The organism is Empedobacter falsenii (assembly GCF_019308355.1).
Classification (GTDB): Bacteria; Bacteroidota; Bacteroidia; order Flavobacteriales; family Weeksellaceae; genus Empedobacter; species Empedobacter falsenii_B.
On sequence record NZ_JAAGKM010000045.1, the window covers coordinates 1 to 19,020 of the forward strand.

A 19,020-nucleotide genomic window follows, 5' to 3' on the forward strand; every position below is an offset into this window, starting at 1 on the left:
AATTTGGTATAACAGAAATAGAAGACATAAAGCTTTGAATTATAAAACTATTTTTGAGTTTAATAATAATTTACAATTTTTAAAAAATGTAGCTTAACTTACACTGGAAAATTCAGGGGGATATCCAAATAGTATAAATAATAACCTCTTTAAAACGATTTTAGGGAGGTTTTTTGTTTTATATGAAACCGTAGTATATTAAACTCTTTATAAAAAACATTCGTTTTAATTCTTCTACAATCATTTTAATTGATTCAATTTTTAATTGTTCTTATAGTCGTAATCATTACCTTTATTCCAAAGTAGATGCTATGTGTTTTCATGTAAAAGTGACCAAAACAAAAGAACAGATTGAAAAGAAATCAAGGTTGAAATTCAAACCTGAAGTTAGATTTGCGCCAAATCCTCATTTCAAAGGTTTTGATCATCCGAAATTACCTGTGATAACTAACCAACAAGATTTTATTCATTTGTTGGAATGGGGTTTAGTTCCGCATTGGGCTGGAAATGATTTTAATTCGAATAACACCTTAAACGCACGTATTGAAACTATAGATGAAAAACCATCTTTTCGAGATGCTTACACCAATCGTTGTGTGATATTGGTTGATGGTTTTTATGAATGGCGACACGAAGGCAAAGACAAAATCAAATATGATATCGGAATCAACAATAATCTGATGTGTTTAGCAGGATTATATTCTGATGATACGTTTACGATAGTTACAACTGAAGCTGTCGGCATTATGGATTATATCCACAATACTAAACATCGTATGCCAATAGTCCTAAATGATGATGAAAACTTAATGAATTGGCTTAATTGTAAACCAATTGTTCCGTTTACTGATTTCAGCTACCAGCGTGAAGATGGTCAAGTGAGTTTATTTGGATAATTCGGATTTTATATGTCGAAATAAGATTTTTCGGACATCCTTATTATCTTGTTTTTGTTCGATAAATAATTTCATTTCGTCTAGATTCTCAAGTATTGAATCGCAATAACCAAAACCTTTGTAAACTCCTTTTTCAATTAATACAATACCTTTTTCATTTTCAGTTCTTCCAACCAATTCAAATAAAAAATCCTTTTTAGGTAAATGCACTGTTTTCAAAAATTGACGAACTCTTTTGTTGTAAAGTTTCACATCTTCCTTATTTACACAAGCTCCATTACATTCGTCTAAACTATATTGAAAACAACTTGATTTGGTTTTATATAAACCATTTATTTTTTGACAAAGCTTATATTTATCTGTAATGTAAAATAAATAATCTTTTGCTTCATTTAACGATGTAAATGAGATAATTTCGTTCCCAGAGTTATCAATTTTCTTCACAATTAATGCATGATAACCATCCGAATTTATTTCTTTATATAATGCGTAAAAGAACTTAATCTTGCGTTGAGCTCGATTAAATATTGGCAGATTTTGTTTGATTAATTCAGATTCTCTCAACAAAGCAATCAATTCATTTCCTGTATTTTCAAATTGTATAGAATGCGTAAAATGCTGAAGTTTAATTTCCTTTTTATCAAGTGATTTGAAATGCTGAATCAATCTTTTTCTGATATCAATACTTTTTCCAATGTAGATAATATCTTGCTTGTCGTTGTATAAATAATACACGCCACAAATATTTTTTGGAACTTGGTCAACCAACGTTTTCAATCTATCATTCAGTACCATAGCGCAAATTTACAGAATCAATTTTTAACTTTATTTTTTTAACACTTTTCGACGACACCTTGTAGCGTTTTAATTGCTCAACTTTGTAACATGATGTACGCTTTAGTTGACTGCAATAATTTTTATGCCTCGTGCGAACGAGTTTTTAATCCAACGCTGAATGGAAAGCCTGTTGTGGTACTTTCTAACAATGATGGTTGTGTAATTGCACGTTCTAATGAAGCCAAAGATTTGGGCATTCCAATGGGTGCTCCTGCTTTTGAATATGAGAATAATTTTAGATTAAATAAAATCAATGTTTTCTCTTCAAATTATGCTTTATATGCGGATATGAGTAATCGCGTGATGATGATTTTAAAATCCTATTGTCCTGATATTGAAATTTATTCGATTGATGAATCTTTTCTTCTTTTCAAAGGCTTTGATAACTATGATTTGGTGAAATATGCACAAGAAATTAAACAAAAAATATATACCATTACCAAAATCCCTGTTTGTATTGGTATTGCTCCTACAAAGGCTTTAGCTAAAGTAGCAAATCGAATTGCGAAGAAATTTCCGAAACATCATAACGGCGTTTATATGATTGATTCGAAAGAGAAAATAAACAAAGCCTTAAAATGGTTAAAATGTGAGGATATCTGGGGAATTGGGCGACGTTTAGCTAAACGTTTATCTTATATCGGATGTCGTAATGCATATGATTTCACCTTGCTTGAAGATGAATACATCAAACGTAATTTCTCCATCGTCGAATTGCGTTTGAAAAAAGAATTATTAGGCGAAAGCGTTTTAAAATTAGATGAAGTTCAACGCAAAAAATCAATTGCGACCACTCGTAGTTTTGAGAAAACAATCAATGATTATGAAAATCTGAAAGAGCGTGTTTCTACTTTTGCTGTTTCTTGTGCCGAAAAGCTTAGAAAAGAACATTCAAAGTGCAATATTATATCTGTATTTGTGATGACAAATCGATTCGACGATAAACATTCTTTCGTTTCTAATACATTAAGTACTACTTTAGAATTTGATTCTAATTCAAGTATTGTACTTTCGAAAGCTGCGTTATTTTTGTTAGATAAATTAGTTCCTGCCGAAGGCAAAGTACCAGATTATAAAAAAGCAGGCGTTATTGTTTCCGCAATTACGCCCGATAATCAAGCACAGATGAATTTATTTCACGAAGATTGTCCAAAACATAAAGCGTTGATGAGTGTGATGGATCAATTAAATGCAAATTATGGCGATCATATGCTAAAATTAGCATCGCAAGATGTGCGTAGAAAATGGAAAATGAAGCAAGAACGTTTGTCACCTTGTTACACAACAAGATTTACAGATATTTTAAATGTTTATTAAATGGTACATTTTATTCAAGTTCCGAAATTCTCAGAAGAGTTAATCAATATCCCTATCAAAACAGATGGTGAAAAACGATTTGTTCAATTTTTTGGTGATGTTTCAGCAGGTTTCCCCTCTCCTGCTGCTGATTTTGTACAGAATAATATTAGTTTGGATGAAATTTTACTGAATCATCCCGAAGCAACTTATCTTAATCGTGTGGGTGGCGAAAGTATGTATCCTGAATATCTGAAAGGTGATTTACTTATCATTCGATCTGATATCGAACCCAGACATCATGATGATATTGTAGTATCGGTCAACAATTCCGAATACACGTTCAAACGTTATGATGCCATCAACAAACAATTGATTTCTCTAAATCCGAAATACAAAAATTGTATTCAATTACAAGATGAAGATGTGGTCATTATTTTGGGAGTTGTAACTGATTTGGTGAGGCATAAGAGGAAATAAATCATTTCTAATGTTTTATTTATAATTTATTACATTTTATCTAACTTTAATAAAATCTCAAAATAATGGAAAGAAATTTTTATATTATAAATATGCATAAAATACTTTATCTGGCAAGAAATTTACATGAAAAAGGTTACAATAATTTGAGAGTTATTCCGTCATTGTCATCGTCAGGAATGTATTGGAGATGTATATTTCTAGTAGATGTTAATGGAAAAAGAAAAAATCTTTATATAACAAATTGGATTCAAGAATTTTATGATGTTAATCTTAAAGAAATAGATCTTGATGAATTAACGAGATTATTTATTTCAGAAGAAAAAGAATTTCTAAAAAATGCTAAAGGCGAAAATAATCAATATGTTGAATGGTTTAAAAATATACTTGAAAAAGTAAAAAAAGATGAGTTACCATATGCTTTTTCAGATTTTTATTCATCAACTCATTATTGGAAAACTTCAATCGGAAATAAAATCAAAATTATTCCTGGAGAAGAAAAGTATAATTTTTAAACTAATAAATCAACTTCTAAAAATTCATTGTAACGATAAAATCCAATGATGATTCAGTTTTTCAATAGTATCTGAATCAAAATCAGAACAGGTACAAAACGTGACATCAGCATAAACTTGACACATCAATTTAAGTTTTGATAAATATACTTTTTTATTTCAAAAGCTTCTATCCTATTCTACCTTTTTATTCGTTGTTTATTATCATAGCGTCTTATTTTGTCGCTATACTTCATTATATTTGAAAAACATTAACAAATATGGTTTACCGTAAATAATTATCCGTTATTATGACTTTATTTGCAGTTATTGTATTTGTATATTTACAAAAAAGAATTGATAAGCATTTATGGCTAAAAAAGTCCAAACAAAAAGTACAGAAGAAATCCTTTGGGATGCAGCAAATAAATTACGTGGTTCGATAGAACCTTCAGAATATAAACATGTGGTATTGAGTTTAATCTTCTTGAAATTCGCAAGTGATAAATTCATTAAACGCAGGTCAGCATTGATTGTAGAAGGTAAAGAAGCTTTCTTAGAAATACCAGAATTTTATCAGGCAGAAAATGTATTCTATTTACCTGAGGAATCGCGTTGGGAGTACATTATCGAAAACGCCAAACAAGAAGACATTACCCTAAAAGTAGATACCGCACTTAAAACCATAGAACGGACGAACAAATCCTTAGAAGGTGCGTTACCCGATAACTATTTCTCAAGATTAGGATTGGACCAATCCAAGTTTTCCGCTTTATTGGATACCATCAACAACATCGATACGTTGCGTGATGAAGCGCAAGATATTGTGGGGCGTGTGTACGAATATTTCTTGAGTAAGTTTGCCATTGCCGAAGGAAAAGGAAAAGGAGAATTCTATACGCCGAAGTCGATTGTAAACTTGATTGCCGAAATGATAGAACCCTACAAAGGGAAAATCTATGACCCTTCTTGTGGTTCGGGTGGTATGTTTGTACAGTCGTTGAAGTTTATTGAGAAACACCAAGGAAACAAAAAAGACATTTCCATTTACGGACAAGAGTTAACGAATACCACGTTTAAACTCGCTAAAATGAACTTAGCCATTCGTGGGATTTCTGCCAATTTAGGTAACAAAGCCGCCGATACATTTGGTGACGATCAGCACAAAGAACTGAAAGCCGATTACATCATGGCGAATCCGCCGTTCAACTTAAAAGATTGGCGCGCAGAAAACGAATTAACAGACGACCCACGTTGGACAGGTTACGAAGTTCCTCCAAAATCTAATGCCAATTATGCGTGGATTTTGAATATGATTTCTAAACTTTCGCAAAACGGTGTGGCTGGTTTTATCTTAGCCAATGGTGCCCTTTCGGGTGGTGGTGAAGAATACAAAATCCGTAAACAAATCATAGAAAACGACTTGGTAGAAGCAATTGTAATTCTTCCTCAAGATATGTTTTACTCTACAAACATTTCAGTAACGCTTTGGATTTTGAACCGAAATAAAAAAGAACGCACTGAAGTAAGGGCGAATTGCGATTCGCCCCGACAGTACCGTAACCGCGAAGGTGAAGTGTTGTTTATGGATTTACGCCAAAAAGGAGAACCGTTTGAAAAGAAATTTATTCAGTTTTCGGAACAAGATATTGAGCAAATTGCAGCTACCTACCACAATTGGCAGACATATAAAAGCGAAAGTAAGGGAAATAAAAGTAAGGGCGAAAGTAAGGGCGAAAGTAAGGGCGAATTGCAATTCGCCCCAACTTACACAAACGAACCCGAATATTGTTACGCTGCAACCTTAGAAGAGATTCGTAAAAAAGATTATTCGTTGGTGCCAAGTAAATACATAGCGTTTGTAAACCGTGACGAAAATATCGACTACGATACCCAAATGCAAACCTTGCAAACAGAATTGAAAGACTTGTTTCAGCAAGAAGAAGCTTTGAAACAAGAGGTAGCTAACGTATTTAAATCGTTGGGTTATGAATTATAAAAAGTTAGGAGATATTGTCAAATTTGTTTCCAATAAAAATGTAGATGGTATTGCAACTATTCTCTACGGAATTAATATTGATAAATTCTTTATGCCTTCCGTAGCAAATACGATTGGTGTTGATTTGAAAAAATATAAAGTTGTTGTAAAAAATCAATTTGCATGTAATAGAATGCACGTTGGTAGAGATAAACGATTACCTATATCAATGTCTACTTTTGATTATCCATTTATTGTTTCTCCAGCTTATGATGTATTTGAAGTAATAGATGCAACTGTACTTCCGGAATATTTAATGCTTTGGTTTAGAAGAAGTGAGCTTGATAGGCAATGTTGGTTTTATACAGATGCAGACGTACGTGGTGGATTAAGTTTAGAAGCATTAAAATCAATTGAAATTGAGATTCCATCCATCGAAAAACAACGCGAGATTGTCGCCCAATACCAAGCAGTAGAAAACAAAATAAAAGTCAACGAACAAATCTGCGAAAAGTTAGATGCTACAGCACAAACCTTATACAAGCAATGGTTTGTTGATTTTGAATTTCCCTGCCTTCCTTCGAGCTATCATCCTCACGGGCAGGTAAACCAAAATCTGCCAATCGATGAATATATTACTAAGATAGGAAGTGTTTGTACATATAGTAGGGTCGGTGGTTTACCCGTTTCAGATGGCAAAACTTGGTTTGTATATCTTATCTTATGTGAGAACGATTCTGTTTATAAAGGAATGACGAATGATTTATACCGTAGGTTTTACGAACACTATATGAGAGAAGGTGCTGAATGGACAAAACTTAATAAACCTTTAAAAGTTATTCATTGGGAAAGTTTTGCAACAAAGGAAGAAGCTGCAAAAAGAGAAAAAGATTTAAAAACAGGCTATGGTAGAACTTGGATAAGCAGGCAAATTGAAAAAGCAGGCGGAATTACTCAACTAAAAACCAGTTTACCTGCCCCGCAAACGGAGTTAAGGACGGCAGGGAAAATGGTGTACAACCAAGAATTAGAAAAGGAAATTCCTGAAGGTTGGGAGGTGAAAGAATTAGGGAACTTTATTCAAAGTTTCTCTAAGTCTCATGATTTTAAGAAGAAACAATTAATCTTTTTTAATACATCAGATATATTAAATGGTGAATTTTTACATTCTGAATATATGAATGTGGATGAAATGCCAGGTCAGGCTAAAAAATCTATCAAAAAGGATGACATATTGTATAGTGAAATCAGACCGAACAATAGAAGATTTGCATTGGTAAGAAATGATGCAGATGATTATGTGGTTTCTACTAAATTAATGGTATTAAGAAGATTAAATAATGAATTGGGATTATATAGAATATATTATTATTTAATATCTGATGAGACGATTAAAGATTTTCAAGATTCTGCAGAAGGAAGATCAGGTACATTTCCACAGATTACATTTGATGAAGATTTAAAATTCAGAAAAATTATATTTGGTTCAAAAGAGATTGAGGATAAAATGGAAAATATATTTAAAAATTGTTTTTATCAAGTTTACAATTTAAAAGACCAAAATAAACAACTCACACAACTTCAATCGTTGTTATTAAGTCGCTTAGCAACGTTAGAGGGGTAAAGAAAAACTAAATTACTATAAAAATCAACACAAATGGGAAAAGAAATTAGTATTAGCGAAGTATATATTAAACAATTTGTAGAAGGCTTACGACCAGAAGATCACGAGATACGCAAACAATTAGATTATGGGTATTCTTGGGAAAAGAATACTGCTATTTTATATACGATTCGTCCATTTTGGAATATTCCGAATGAGTTAATTCAGTCCGATTTTGCAAAAGTACGATTTACTAAAACCACGAATTCTTGGTCCTTGTATTGGATGCGAGCTTCAGGTAAATGGGAGTTGTACGATCCACACCCAATTGCTGATAATTTACAAGATTTATTAGCGATTATAAAAGAAGATCAGTTCCATTGCTTCTTTGGGTAAAAAATACAAAACACTCCCAACTACAATCGTTGTTGTTAAGTCGCTTAGCAACGTTGGAGGGGTAAACTAAAAACTAACTACTAAAAAAATACTTATATATGAATAATATTGACCAATTACTGAATGAAGTAAAATGGTTTAACAAACACAAGGAATTAAAATCTTCTGCTAATGGAGAAGATTTTAATATGTTTCGTATTTGTGGTGTGGATCATTATGAAAATACACATTCAGCTATTCTAGCAGAAATACTTAATCCGAAAGGTTCGCACAACTTTGGGGCTAAATTTCTAGAAGCTTTTGTTGAAACGCTTAAAAGAAGTGGATTAATCGAGGATAGTTTCGATTTTGGTATGCAAAATGTAGCCGTAATTAAAGAAGACGCTTCTGTGTTTGGGCGTTTAGATATTTTAATTCGTAATTCGCAAAGTCAAGCTTTATTATTAGAAAATAAAATATATGCTGGTGATCAACATGATCAGTTATTGCGTTATCAAAATTTTGGAAAACGAGAATTTGGTGATCAATTCAAGTTACTTTATTTAACTCTACAAGGTAATGAATCAAGTAATGCTGATAAAGAGATTGTAGATTATATACAAGTTTCTTATAGCGAAGTAATATTGGATTGGTTAGAGCGTTGCATCGAGATTTCGGCTCGTTCTCCTATCGTTAGAGAAACACTTATACAATATGCTAATCATGTTAAATCATTAACTAACAACACAACTGCTAATACCATGTCACAAGAATTAATCGATAAACTATCTACATTAGAAAATTTAGAAGCTGCTTATACCATTGCAAATAATTTAAGTAAAGTAAGAAATAACATTATTAATACGGTATTAATACCTCAATTAAACGAATTAGCTGATGAATTAGGAATCATATTCGATAGTACAGAAGGAGATTATGTTAATACATCTTGGGCTGGTTTTAAATTTATTATTCCACATTATAAAAACTATAATATTTTCACAGAATTCGGAAAAAGAGGACTTGAAAATCATATTATTGGCTTTATGCCTAAAAGTAAAACAGGAGATAATACTGCTTTTTATAAGATCAAAGAAAAAGTTGGAGGAGGAAACAATAGATATGCTTTTCAGAAATTTCCAATGTATCCAAATTGGCATGCCGATGCCATGAAAGCCATCTTAACGGGTGAAATGAAAACAATCTTTAAAGATAAAATCCAAAATCTTTTGGAGGTTACAAAAGAGATTGAAAATATATAGCTTATGACTCACTCAACTTCAATCGTTGTTGTTAAGCCGATTGGCAACGTTGGAGGGATAAACTAAAAAACATATAATATGGCATTAATATTTCCAAAAATATCAAAACTTATTTTTGAAGCAAACTCAAACGAAATATGGCAATATTTCGGAGAGAAAGTTATTCTTCAAAATTTTCAAATTATAAGTATCAATCCATTTATAATAGAATCGGAAGGAGCTAATTATTTGCTGACAAGTGATAAAAATCTTGACATAAATGGAACTGTTGATTATGTTATTCTTACTACAAAAAAACCAACAAGAGCTGATCTAAACGCTGGGAGAATAAAATTTAAGCGTTGGTTAAAGCATCCTCTTTTTCATAATAGTACACCAAGTGAAATTGTAAACACTTGGGTTGATAAATTTAAGTTTATTAAAGAAAATGAACAAGAAAACATAAAAGGATTGAGACCACCTCAAGTTGGTGCATTATACTCTATTCTAGCTCATATTCAAAATGCGGATGATAAAGCGATTGTAGTAATGCCAACAGGTACTGGCAAAACTGAAACGATGTTATCTACGTTATTTTCAAATTGTTGCGACAAACTACTTGTTTCAGTTCCTTCAGATTCTCTTAGATCACAAGTAGCTCAAAAATTTATTACGCTTGGCTTACTAAAAGAATATGGTATTGTAGATTCGACTTGTGCTAATCCAATTGTAGGAATACTAAATAGTGGTTTTAGTACTACACAAGATCTACAAGGCTTTGTTGATAAATGCAATGTGGTTGTCTCTACGATGAATTTACTTACAGGTCTTTCAATTCAACAAAAAGCTTTACTAAATAATTCTTTTTCTCATTTTTTTGTTGATGAAGCACATCATTCCGAAGCAAAAACATGGAAAGATCTTATCAATAAATTTGACAATGAAAAAGTTTTTCTTTTTACTGCAACACCTTTTAGAAATGACGGCAAGAGTTTACAAGGAAAACAGATTTTTAATTTTTCGTTAAGAAAAGCACAGGAGCAGAGATATTTTAAGAAAATCAACTACTTGCCAATCAGAGAATATAATAAAAATTTAGCTGACGAAAAAATTGCAGAAAAAGCAGTTGAGCAATTACGAGCAGACCTTGCTGAGGGTTTTAACCATTTTATTATGGCTAGATGTAAAGATAAGGTAAGGGCAAAAGAAGTTTTTAAATATTATGAAGGCTATGAAGAGTTTAATCCTGTATTGGTATATACTGGTGTTGCAGGCTTGAGTGATAAAATTGAAGCTATAAAAAGAGGTGAACATTCCATAATTGTCTGTGTAAATATGCTAGGTGAAGGCTTTGATTTACCTAATCTTAAAATTGCCGCTATTCATGATGAAAGACAAAGTTTACCAATTACGCTCCAATTTATTGGTCGCTTTACAAGAACTTCATATGAACAATTAGGAAACGCAAGTTTCATTACTAACATCGCATACCCACCTATTCACGAAGAATTAGATCAGCTTTATGCGCGAAACTCTGATTGGAATTTGCTTCTTCCCCGTTTAAGTGCTAATGCAACTCAAAAAGAAATTGATATAAAAGCTTTTTTAGATAATTTCAATAATCTTTCTGATTCAGTAGTTCCATTTCAGGAAATAAATCCTGCAATGAGTACAGTAATTTTTCAATGCGGTGTTAATAATTGGAATCCTTCAAATTGGGAAAAAGGATTTACGGGAATTAATAGTTACGAGCATGTTTTTAGTCGACACAGTAATGACACGTTAATAATTATTTTAGGGAAAGTTGAGAAGGTTGAATGGGGAAGATTTGAAACGGTACAAAATTTACAATGGGATTTGATTGTTGTTCATTGGGATTTAAGACCTAACATAAATAGAGTGTTCTTAAATACATCTATTAAAAATTTTTCAGGTTTATCATTAATGGAAGCTATTTTTGGTTCCGGTAATACAAATCAAATTTCGGGTATGAATGTATTCCGAATATTCCATGACGTAAATAGACTTTCACTTTACAATGTAGGTACAAGAAAAGGAATTGGTCAGGATATTACTTTTCAAGCTTATTATGGTAAAGGTGTTCAAGATGGTATTAGAGAATTAGAACAAGGAACACTTATCAAAAATAACATTTTTGGTGTTGGCTATAAAGAAGGTGAAAAAGTTTCTTTAGGTTGTTCTGTAAAAGGTAAAATATGGTCTTACCAAAGAGGGAATTTAGATGAATTAACAAAATGGTGTAGAGATATGGGTGAAATCATCGAGAATAATGTTATTGATCCAAATGTAGTATTACAACATACCTTAGCAATTGAAAAATTACAACAAAGGCCTAATGTCATGCCAATTTCAATTGATTGGAATCCTGAAATGTACGAGAATACAGAAAACAGATATGCTATCAGTATTGGCGACTCAAGTTATGACCTCTCAAAAATAGAATTGAATTTACTTAGTCCAAGTGTCCAGATAAATGAAAGTCTAAAATTTACTGTTGATACAGAGGAACATTCCATTCAGTTTGAAATTGAAATAGGACTCAACCAAATTACAAACGAAGCATATTATAAAGTTAATAAACTGACACTTCATAGTTGTTCAATTCAATACGGAAATAAAAATGAAAGTTTAGTAGATTTTTTCCAAAAGACTATACCTACAGTTTGGTTTGCTGATGGCTCACAATTATATGGAAATCTTTTTGTGAAGCTTAAAGTCCAGCCAGATGTTATTTCTAATGATTTAATAATCGCTGATGATTGGACTGGAGTTAACATTAATAAGGAATCTCAAGACATTGCTCCATATATTCAAGATTCAATTCAATATTATTTTATTGAAAAAATAAAAAATGATTATCAGATTATCTATGATGATGATGGAAAAGGGGAAATTGCTGACATTATTGGAATAAATGACTCAGAAACAATTATTGACATTCATTTATATCATCTTAAATATGCAAAAGGAGGAAATGTTAATAATGATATAGACAATTTTTATCAAGTTTGTGGGCAAGCAGAAAAATCTTTAAAGTGGAAGCATAAAGATGGTAGAGATTTTTTTAATCATCTGTTCAAAAGAAAAATTAAGACGCTTGGAGGAAATACTTGTAGCAGAATAATAAAAGGAACAGAAGAGGATTTGGAAAATCTTTTAAATCAAGCAAAATGGACAAAAGCAATGCGTTTTCATATGTATATTGTTCAACCATCGCTAAGTAAAGCAAACCCATCAAACGATATTTTATTGCTATTGGGAAATGTTCAACATTACCTGTCAACAGTTGGAAATATAGATTTAAAAGTATATTCAAGTCATTAATCAATACAAATAATATTTCTGAACTGCAATAAGATTATTAAAATGAAATACACTGAATCACAATTAGAACAAGCATTTATCAACCTTTTGGAAACAGAAGGCTATCAATATATTAATGGAAAGGAATTGGTAAGAACTTCTAATCAAGAAGTTTTGTTGAAAGACGATTTACGTTCTTTTCTATTAACACGTTATCCCGATTTGGAAGAAATGGAGTTGGAAAGCATCATTAATCAAATCGCTTTTCAGTCGGCTTCTAATTTGTATGAATCTAACAAATACATCTGTAAATTATTGGCAGATGGTTTGATTTTTAAACGCAACGATCCATCAAAAAAAGATTTACATATTCGTTATATTGATATTGAAAATATCCAAAATAATACCTTCAAGATTGTTAATCAATTAGAAATTCAAGGAAGCGAATTACGTATTCCTGACTTGATTTTATACATCAATGGAATTCCTGTCGTAGTCTTTGAATTTAAGACAGCGATAGAAGAAGAAATTACCATTCACGATGCGTATAAACAATTAACGATTCGTTATCGTAGGGATATTCCAGAATTGATGAAATACAATGTATTTTGTGTGATTTCGGATGGAGTGAATAACAAAGCTGGAACGGTATTTTCACCTTACGAATTTTACTACGGTTGGAATAAAATTACGGGAGAAGAGAAAAAAGCCTTAACAGGTATTGAAACTACAACATCTCTTGTACATGGAATGTTGAACCAAACAAGATTAGTGGATATTATCCATCATTTTGTTTTGTTTCCTGATACTTCAAAACACGAGCTAAAGGTTTTAAGTCGTTATCCGCAATATTATGCAGCCAATAAATTGTATCAAAACATCAAAGCACATCGTAAACCAGAAGGCGATGGAAAAGGTGGAACATACTTTGGGGCGACGGGTTGTGGAAAGAGTTATACGATGCTGTATTTAACGCGTTTATTGATGCGTTCAACCGATTTTGCAAGTCCTACGATTATTATCATTTCAGACCGTACAGATTTAGATGACCAATTATCAAAGGATTTTACAAATGCCAAAAAATTTATTGGTGATGAAAACATCATCAATATCGAATCAAGAGCCGATTTAAGAGATCGTTTGCGAGGTCTTGAAAGTGGAGGCGTTTATTTAACAACGGTTCAAAAGTTTGCTGAAGACGATGAAATCTTGTCTGATAGAACGAATATCATTTGTATTTCTGATGAAGCCCATCGTTCACAAGTCAATTTAGACTTAAAAGTAAAAATTGACGAAGAAAAAGGTGTAACCAAATCCTATGGTTTTGCCAAGTATTTACACGATTCTTTGCCCAATGCTACTTATGTTGGCTTTACAGGAACACCCATTGATAAAACCTTAGAAGTATTTGGAGATGTGGTTGATCAATACACGATGTTTGAATCGGTAAACGATGAAATTACGGTTCGTTTGGTGTATGAAGGTCGAGCTGCAAAAGTGAATTTAGATTACAATAAAGTTCAAGAAATTGAAAATTATTATAACAATGCTGTTGCTGAAGGCGCTTCAGAATATCATGTAGAAGCCAGCCAAAAAGCCATTGCCAATATGGAGGTAGTTTTGGGAGATATTGATCGTATCAAAGCTATTGCTAACGATTTTGTAGAACATTATGAAAATAGATTAGAAGAAAATGCAACTGTTGCAGGAAAAGTAATGTTTGTGTGTGCTTCTCGTGGCATTGCCTATAAACTGTATCAAGAAATTTTGGCTTTACGCCCGCAGTGGGGAGAAGTGATGATTCCTGAAGATTTAACAGAGAAAGAACAAAAAGAAATCAAGCCGATTGAGCGTGTTAAGATGATTATGACACGCAATAAAGATGATGAAAAAGATTTATGGGATTTATTAGGAAGTAAAGATGATCGCAAAGAATTAGATCGACAATTCAAACAAATTAAATCCAATTTCAAAATTGCCATTGTAGTTGATATGTGGCTAACAGGCTTTGATGTTCCTTTTTTGGATACAATTTATATTGACAAGCCTTTACAAACGCATAATTTAATACAAACAATTTCTCGTGTTAATCGTAAATATCAAGGAAAAGATCGTGGTTTGGTAGTCGATTATATTGGTATTAAAAAGAACTTAAACAAAGCTTTAGGCATGTTTAATGGTCAAACAGCCGATGATGATTTTGAAGATTTAGATCAAGCAGAAATTATTGTGCGTGATCAATTAGATTTGTTGCGACAATTTTTCCATCAATTTGATACCGCTTTGTATTATCAGGGGAATCCTGTAGAACGTTTACAATGTTTAAATATAGCTTCTGAATCAGTTTTAAAGACTGAAGAATCAGAGAAATTCTTTGTAAATGTAACGAAGAAACTAAAATCAGCTTACAATTTGGTGAGTGGTTCGGAATTGTTTACTCCGAAAGAAGTAGATGAAATCCATTTCTATTTCGCCGTGAAATCTATTGTAGTAAAATTGACTAAAGGTGAAGCGCCAGATACAGCCCAAATGAATGCTAAAGTGTCTAAATTGGTAGAAGAAGCCATCATTTCGGAAGGAGTTGAAGAAATATTTAAGCTCGATGATAATAAGGCAAATGCGATTGATTTATTCAACGATAAATTCATTGAGAAAATCTCTAACCTAGAATTACCGAATACCAAAATTAAAATCTTAGAACGTTTATTAAAACAAACCATTAACAATTTTAAAAAGGTAAATAAAGTAAAAGGACAAGATTTTTCAGAACGTTTACAATCCATCATCAACCGTTACAACGAACGTAGCGAAGGCGATATTTTAGATTATGAAGGCATTCAGTTTGATACCGCAGAACAAATGTTAGATCTCATCATCAAACTTCGTGTTGAAATGGATTCGTTTCAAGATTTAGGTATTGACTATGAAGAAAAAGCCTTTTACGATATCTTGGACATGATCTGCAAACAATACGGTTTTGAATTCGATAACGACAAAATGCTTGAATTGGCTCGTGAAATAAAAATCATCGTTGAAAATACAGCCAAATATCCTGATTGGAGCGATCGTGATGATATTAAAGCCCAATTAAAAATGGATATCATCGTTAAGTTACATCAATACGGCTACCCTCCTATTACGCAGGATGATGTATATAAGAATGTATTAGAACAAGCGGAGAATTTTAAGAAGAATAGGTGATGAATTTAGATATTAAAAAACGTATAGATTCTATAGCACATCCTGAAGCTATTAAAGTATTTTTTAATTTTATCAATAAGTTTATTAAAGACAATTCTATCTCTGAAGATGATGAAAGATTTGTATTAAATGTAAGAAATGATTACAGAAAGAGGTTTTCTGTTAATTTGAATAGTCGACTGATTCTTTATGTAAAAGATGGATATGAGTTTGGTTTTATGATAAATCAAGAAGACTGGAGTAATTTTAAAAATATTCCTTATCTAAAAAAAGAATCGTTTGAAAAACACGACCCTAATGCATTTCTTGTTTCATTTTCATTTGATAATGTAATTGATAATATAGATTTATTTACAAAATATTGGTTAAAATGCTGTAAAGAATATCTACCTAGCCAAGAAAAATCACAATACCGAAAATATAATATTAAAGAGTTATATAAAATTGCTATTGATGATGAATTATTAAATGAATATTTAACTATAGATATAAAAAATATGACATTAAAGTTTTGTCAAATTATTAATGAATTAAAAGTTTATTTATTAGGCGAAAATAATATTCTTAATAATTTTAAAATTTCTGAAGTAAAAAATAATTCTAGATGGGTATGGATAACAGATAATCAAAATGGAATTGGAGATACGGTTGCTCATTATGAGATTATTACTAGAAAGAATAAAGTTTATACCGAAATACATTTTGAAGGTGACCAAAAATCAAAAGATTTTTTTTATAATCAATTAGATAAATTACCTGAAAATATTGAATGGTTCAAATGGCAAAATTCAAAAAGTATTAGATTTCATACAGCTTTTGATATTAATGATAATAATTTAATAGAAAAATTAGCTAACTCTTTATTCTATTTAGAAAAAAATATTGGAAATAAAGTCAGAGAAGTTAAGAATAAGCTCAGCCCACTTATCACAAAAGAAAAACAATTATTCATGAAGAACATGCCACTCAACCAAATACTTTACGGTCCTCCTGGAACAGGAAAAACGTATTCTTTAAAACAAAAATTCTTTGATTTATTTACCGTACGAGAAAACTCGTTATCTAGAGAGCAGTTTTTGAATGAATTAGTTAAACCTTTGAGTTGGTGGCAAGTTATTACAATTGTATTATTAGATATTAATAAAGCAAGAGTAACTGAAATATATGATCATGAACTAATTAAAATTAAAGAGTCTCAATCTGCATCAAAGACAATAGTTCCAACAATTTGGGGACAATTACAAGCTCATACAATAAAGGAATGTCAGCATGTTAATGTAGAAAAGAGACAAAACCCTTTATATTTTTCAAAGGACGAGAATTCAAATTGGACAATTGATTTACAATTAGTAAAAGATTTATATCCCGAAATAATTGAAATTTATGATTCGTTCAAAAATTTCAATCCTTCTCCTGATAAACTCATTAAAAATTATGAGTTTATAACTTTTCATCAATCATATAGTTATGAAGATTTTATGGAAGGTATCAAACCTGATCTTGAAAATGAAGAAGGAGAATTAAAATACAAAATTGAAGATGGAATTTTCAAAAGAATTGCAGACCGAGCAAAACGAGATCCTTTTAATAAATATGCTCTTTTTATCGACGAAATCAACCGTGGAAATGTATCGCAAATTTTTGGGGAATTAATCACCTTAATCGAAGAAGATAAGCGTTTAGGAAATAAGGAAGCTTTAGAAGTGACTTTACCCTACAGTAAAGAAAAATTTGGCGTACCATCAAACTTATACATTATTGGAACCATGAACACTGCCGATCGTAGTGTAGAAGCATTAGATACCGCCTTAAGACGTCGTTTTGTTTTTGAAGAAATGCCTCCAAAATATGATTTAGAAGGATTACAACAAGAATTATTTGGTTTTAAAGCAGGCGAGATTCTTAAAACGATTAATCAACGTATCGAAAAGTTATTGGATCGTGATCATCAAATTGGACATGCGTATTTTATCAAAAAAAATGAAACGACAATTATAGATTCTTTTTACAAAAACATCATTCCATTATTGCAAGAATATTTCTTTGGCGATTACGGAAAAATTGGATTGGTATTAGGGAAAGGATTTATTCGGGATGATAGTGAATTTAAAGAAAATAAAGTTGAAACTTCATTTTTTGCTAGTTTTAGTTATGATAATGCTGAAGATTTTGAAAACAGAATATCTTATAGAGTAGACTTAAATGATAAGGACTTTGATTTCGAAAATGCGATCAAATTATTAATGAATAAGAAATGATTGTGATAAAAGACAATCGTATAACTGTTTTTGAACATGAAAAACTTCTTTTCAATCTGAAAAATGAGAAAGAAAAGCAAATTTATGAAGCTTTAGAACGCTATCATGGCGATTATACGCCATTTTTTAAATTAATAAGAAACGGTGTACAATTCAGTGAATATGTTGGTGTAATTCAAATTGGGAAAACGACTATTGAAGTTTTACCCAAAGCAGATAAGTCTGGTGAAGAAAAATGGCGTAATTTATTAATTGGAATGATAAAAACCGTTTGGGGATTTGATGTAAAATCGACAGGTTCGAGTTCTTTGAAGTTAAAATCAAATTCAATTTTAGAACTGTACTTTGAGTTATTTGTTTCAGAAATCGAATACTTACTTCATAGAGGTTTGATTAAAAGATACCGTAAAAATGAAGGAAATCAAACGTCTTTAAAAGGTGCTTTAAAGTTTTCAAAACATATTGCTCATAATTTGGTTCATAAAGAACGATTTTATGTAAAATATACGCAATATTCTAATGAACATTCTATTCATGAAATCTTATTCAAAACGATAAAACTTTTAGCACATATAAATTCAAACTCTCTTATAAAAGGAAGAATTGGTGCATTGACTTTAAACTTTCCTGAAATGAAAGAGATTAAAGTAAATGAGTCTACATTCAAAAATATAGTTTTTGATCGAAAAAATCAGCATTATCAAACTGCATTAGAAATTTCTAAATTATTATTGTTGAATTATCATCCTGATATTTCCAAAGGTCGAAATGATGTATTGGCTTTAATGTTTGATATGAATAGTTTATGGGAGCAGTTTATTTTAGTGACGCTGAAAAGAAAATTAAAAACACATCTTGTTTCAGCTCAAGTAACTAAAAGTTTTTGGAAACCTATTTCGGGATATTCATCTTGTAATCTTCCCCTTGTTAAGAACACTTAAAAGTAGAGTTTTTATTTAATATTATTGTATTATTATTTTGATTAATTTGAAATGTAGGAAAATCATTAGGATTTTTGACCTTACCATATTTCAATA

At 31.2% G+C, this 19,020-nt stretch carries 13 protein-coding genes; 12 read left to right on the forward strand and 1 reads right to left on the reverse strand.

Annotated features, from left to right (window positions below; genetic code table 11):
- The first annotated feature begins 311 nt into the window (after nucleotides 1-311).
- Nucleotides 312-896 (forward strand): SOS response-associated peptidase, encoded by a 585-nt coding sequence (locus tag G0Q09_RS12925; RefSeq protein ID WP_219035183.1) that lies wholly within the window; start codon nucleotides 312-314, stop codon nucleotides 894-896.
- On the opposite strand, the gene G0Q09_RS12930 is transcribed toward G0Q09_RS12925, so the two are convergent.
- Nucleotides 885-1,691 (reverse strand): GIY-YIG nuclease family protein, encoded by an 807-nt coding sequence (locus G0Q09_RS12930; protein WP_219035184.1) that lies wholly within the window; start codon nucleotides 1,689-1,691, stop codon nucleotides 885-887. The genes G0Q09_RS12925 and G0Q09_RS12930 overlap by 12 nt on opposite strands.
- 90 nt (nucleotides 1,692-1,781) lie before the next feature.
- On the opposite strand from G0Q09_RS12930, the gene G0Q09_RS12935 reads away from it, so the two are divergent.
- The 11 genes from G0Q09_RS12935 to G0Q09_RS12985 all read left to right on the forward strand — a co-directional run bounded on the left by G0Q09_RS12935 (nucleotide 1,782) and on the right by G0Q09_RS12985 (nucleotide 18,924).
- Nucleotides 1,782-3,050, forward strand: a complete 1,269-nt coding sequence (locus tag G0Q09_RS12935; RefSeq protein ID WP_306822326.1) for a Y-family DNA polymerase — start codon at nucleotides 1,782-1,784, stop codon at nucleotides 3,048-3,050.
- A complete protein-coding gene (locus tag G0Q09_RS12940; RefSeq protein ID WP_180906606.1) occupies nucleotides 3,051-3,509 on the forward strand; it encodes a LexA family protein in 459 nt (152 codons plus the stop codon).
- A 65-nt stretch (nucleotides 3,510-3,574) separates the two neighbouring features.
- Nucleotides 3,575-4,024, forward strand: coding sequence for a hypothetical protein (locus tag G0Q09_RS12945; RefSeq protein WP_219035185.1), 450 nt, complete (start codon nucleotides 3,575-3,577; stop codon nucleotides 4,022-4,024).
- Nucleotides 4,025-4,373: 349 nt separating this feature from the next.
- Complete coding sequence (locus G0Q09_RS12950; RefSeq protein ID WP_219035186.1) at nucleotides 4,374-6,002, forward strand: type I restriction-modification system subunit M; 1,629 nt, start codon at nucleotides 4,374-4,376, stop codon at nucleotides 6,000-6,002.
- Nucleotides 5,992-7,605: a restriction endonuclease subunit S gene (locus tag G0Q09_RS12955; RefSeq protein ID WP_219035187.1), complete on the forward strand. Its 1,614-nt coding sequence runs from the start codon at nucleotides 5,992-5,994 to the stop codon at nucleotides 7,603-7,605. Before G0Q09_RS12950 ends, G0Q09_RS12955 begins: the two co-directional genes overlap by 11 nt.
- Nucleotides 7,606-7,638: 33 nt before the next feature.
- Complete coding sequence (locus G0Q09_RS12960) at nucleotides 7,639-7,980, forward strand: DUF3024 domain-containing protein (protein ID WP_219035188.1); 342 nt, start codon at nucleotides 7,639-7,641, stop codon at nucleotides 7,978-7,980.
- Nucleotides 7,981-8,078: 98 nt separating this feature from the next.
- Nucleotides 8,079-9,221, forward strand: a complete 1,143-nt coding sequence (locus G0Q09_RS12965; RefSeq protein ID WP_219035189.1) for a PDDEXK-like family protein — start codon at nucleotides 8,079-8,081, stop codon at nucleotides 9,219-9,221.
- Nucleotides 9,222-9,299: 78 nt separating this feature from the next.
- Nucleotides 9,300-12,545, forward strand: coding sequence for a DEAD/DEAH box helicase (locus G0Q09_RS12970; RefSeq protein WP_219035190.1), 3,246 nt, complete (start codon nucleotides 9,300-9,302; stop codon nucleotides 12,543-12,545).
- 42 nt (nucleotides 12,546-12,587) lie between these two features.
- Nucleotides 12,588-15,725, forward strand: coding sequence for a type I restriction endonuclease subunit R (locus G0Q09_RS12975; RefSeq protein ID WP_219035191.1), 3,138 nt, complete (start codon nucleotides 12,588-12,590; stop codon nucleotides 15,723-15,725).
- Entirely contained in the window at nucleotides 15,725-17,983 is a 2,259-nt protein-coding gene (locus G0Q09_RS12980) for an McrB family protein (protein WP_219035192.1), read from the forward strand. Before G0Q09_RS12975 ends, G0Q09_RS12980 begins: the two co-directional genes overlap by 1 nt.
- Nucleotides 17,980-18,924: an McrC family protein gene (locus tag G0Q09_RS12985; RefSeq protein ID WP_219035193.1), complete on the forward strand. Its 945-nt coding sequence runs from the start codon at nucleotides 17,980-17,982 to the stop codon at nucleotides 18,922-18,924. The genes G0Q09_RS12980 and G0Q09_RS12985 overlap by 4 nt, the downstream gene beginning before the upstream one ends.
- Nucleotides 18,925-19,020 lie beyond the last annotated feature (96 nt).

Excerpts from the sequence above, each read along its gene's own strand:
- G0Q09_RS12925 (WP_219035183.1), top strand. The coding sequence starts at position 312 with ATGTGTTTTCATGTAAAAGTGACCAAAACAAAAGAACAGATTGAAAAG.
- G0Q09_RS12930 (WP_219035184.1), bottom strand. The coding sequence starts at position 1,691 with ATGGTACTGAATGATAGATTGAAAACGTTGGTTGACCAAGTTCCAAAA.
- G0Q09_RS12935 (WP_306822326.1), top strand. The coding sequence starts at position 1,782 with ATGATGTACGCTTTAGTTGACTGCAATAATTTTTATGCCTCGTGCGAA.
- G0Q09_RS12940 (WP_180906606.1), top strand. The coding sequence starts at position 3,051 with ATGGTACATTTTATTCAAGTTCCGAAATTCTCAGAAGAGTTAATCAAT.
- G0Q09_RS12945 (WP_219035185.1), top strand. The coding sequence starts at position 3,575 with ATGGAAAGAAATTTTTATATTATAAATATGCATAAAATACTTTATCTG.
- G0Q09_RS12950 (WP_219035186.1), top strand. The coding sequence starts at position 4,374 with ATGGCTAAAAAAGTCCAAACAAAAAGTACAGAAGAAATCCTTTGGGAT.
- G0Q09_RS12955 (WP_219035187.1), top strand. The coding sequence starts at position 5,992 with ATGAATTATAAAAAGTTAGGAGATATTGTCAAATTTGTTTCCAATAAA.
- G0Q09_RS12960 (WP_219035188.1), top strand. The coding sequence starts at position 7,639 with ATGGGAAAAGAAATTAGTATTAGCGAAGTATATATTAAACAATTTGTA.
- G0Q09_RS12965 (WP_219035189.1), top strand. The coding sequence starts at position 8,079 with ATGAATAATATTGACCAATTACTGAATGAAGTAAAATGGTTTAACAAA.
- G0Q09_RS12970 (WP_219035190.1), top strand. The coding sequence starts at position 9,300 with ATGGCATTAATATTTCCAAAAATATCAAAACTTATTTTTGAAGCAAAC.
- G0Q09_RS12975 (WP_219035191.1), top strand. The coding sequence starts at position 12,588 with ATGAAATACACTGAATCACAATTAGAACAAGCATTTATCAACCTTTTG.
- G0Q09_RS12980 (WP_219035192.1), top strand. The coding sequence starts at position 15,725 with ATGAATTTAGATATTAAAAAACGTATAGATTCTATAGCACATCCTGAA.
- G0Q09_RS12985 (WP_219035193.1), top strand. The coding sequence starts at position 17,980 with ATGATTGTGATAAAAGACAATCGTATAACTGTTTTTGAACATGAAAAA.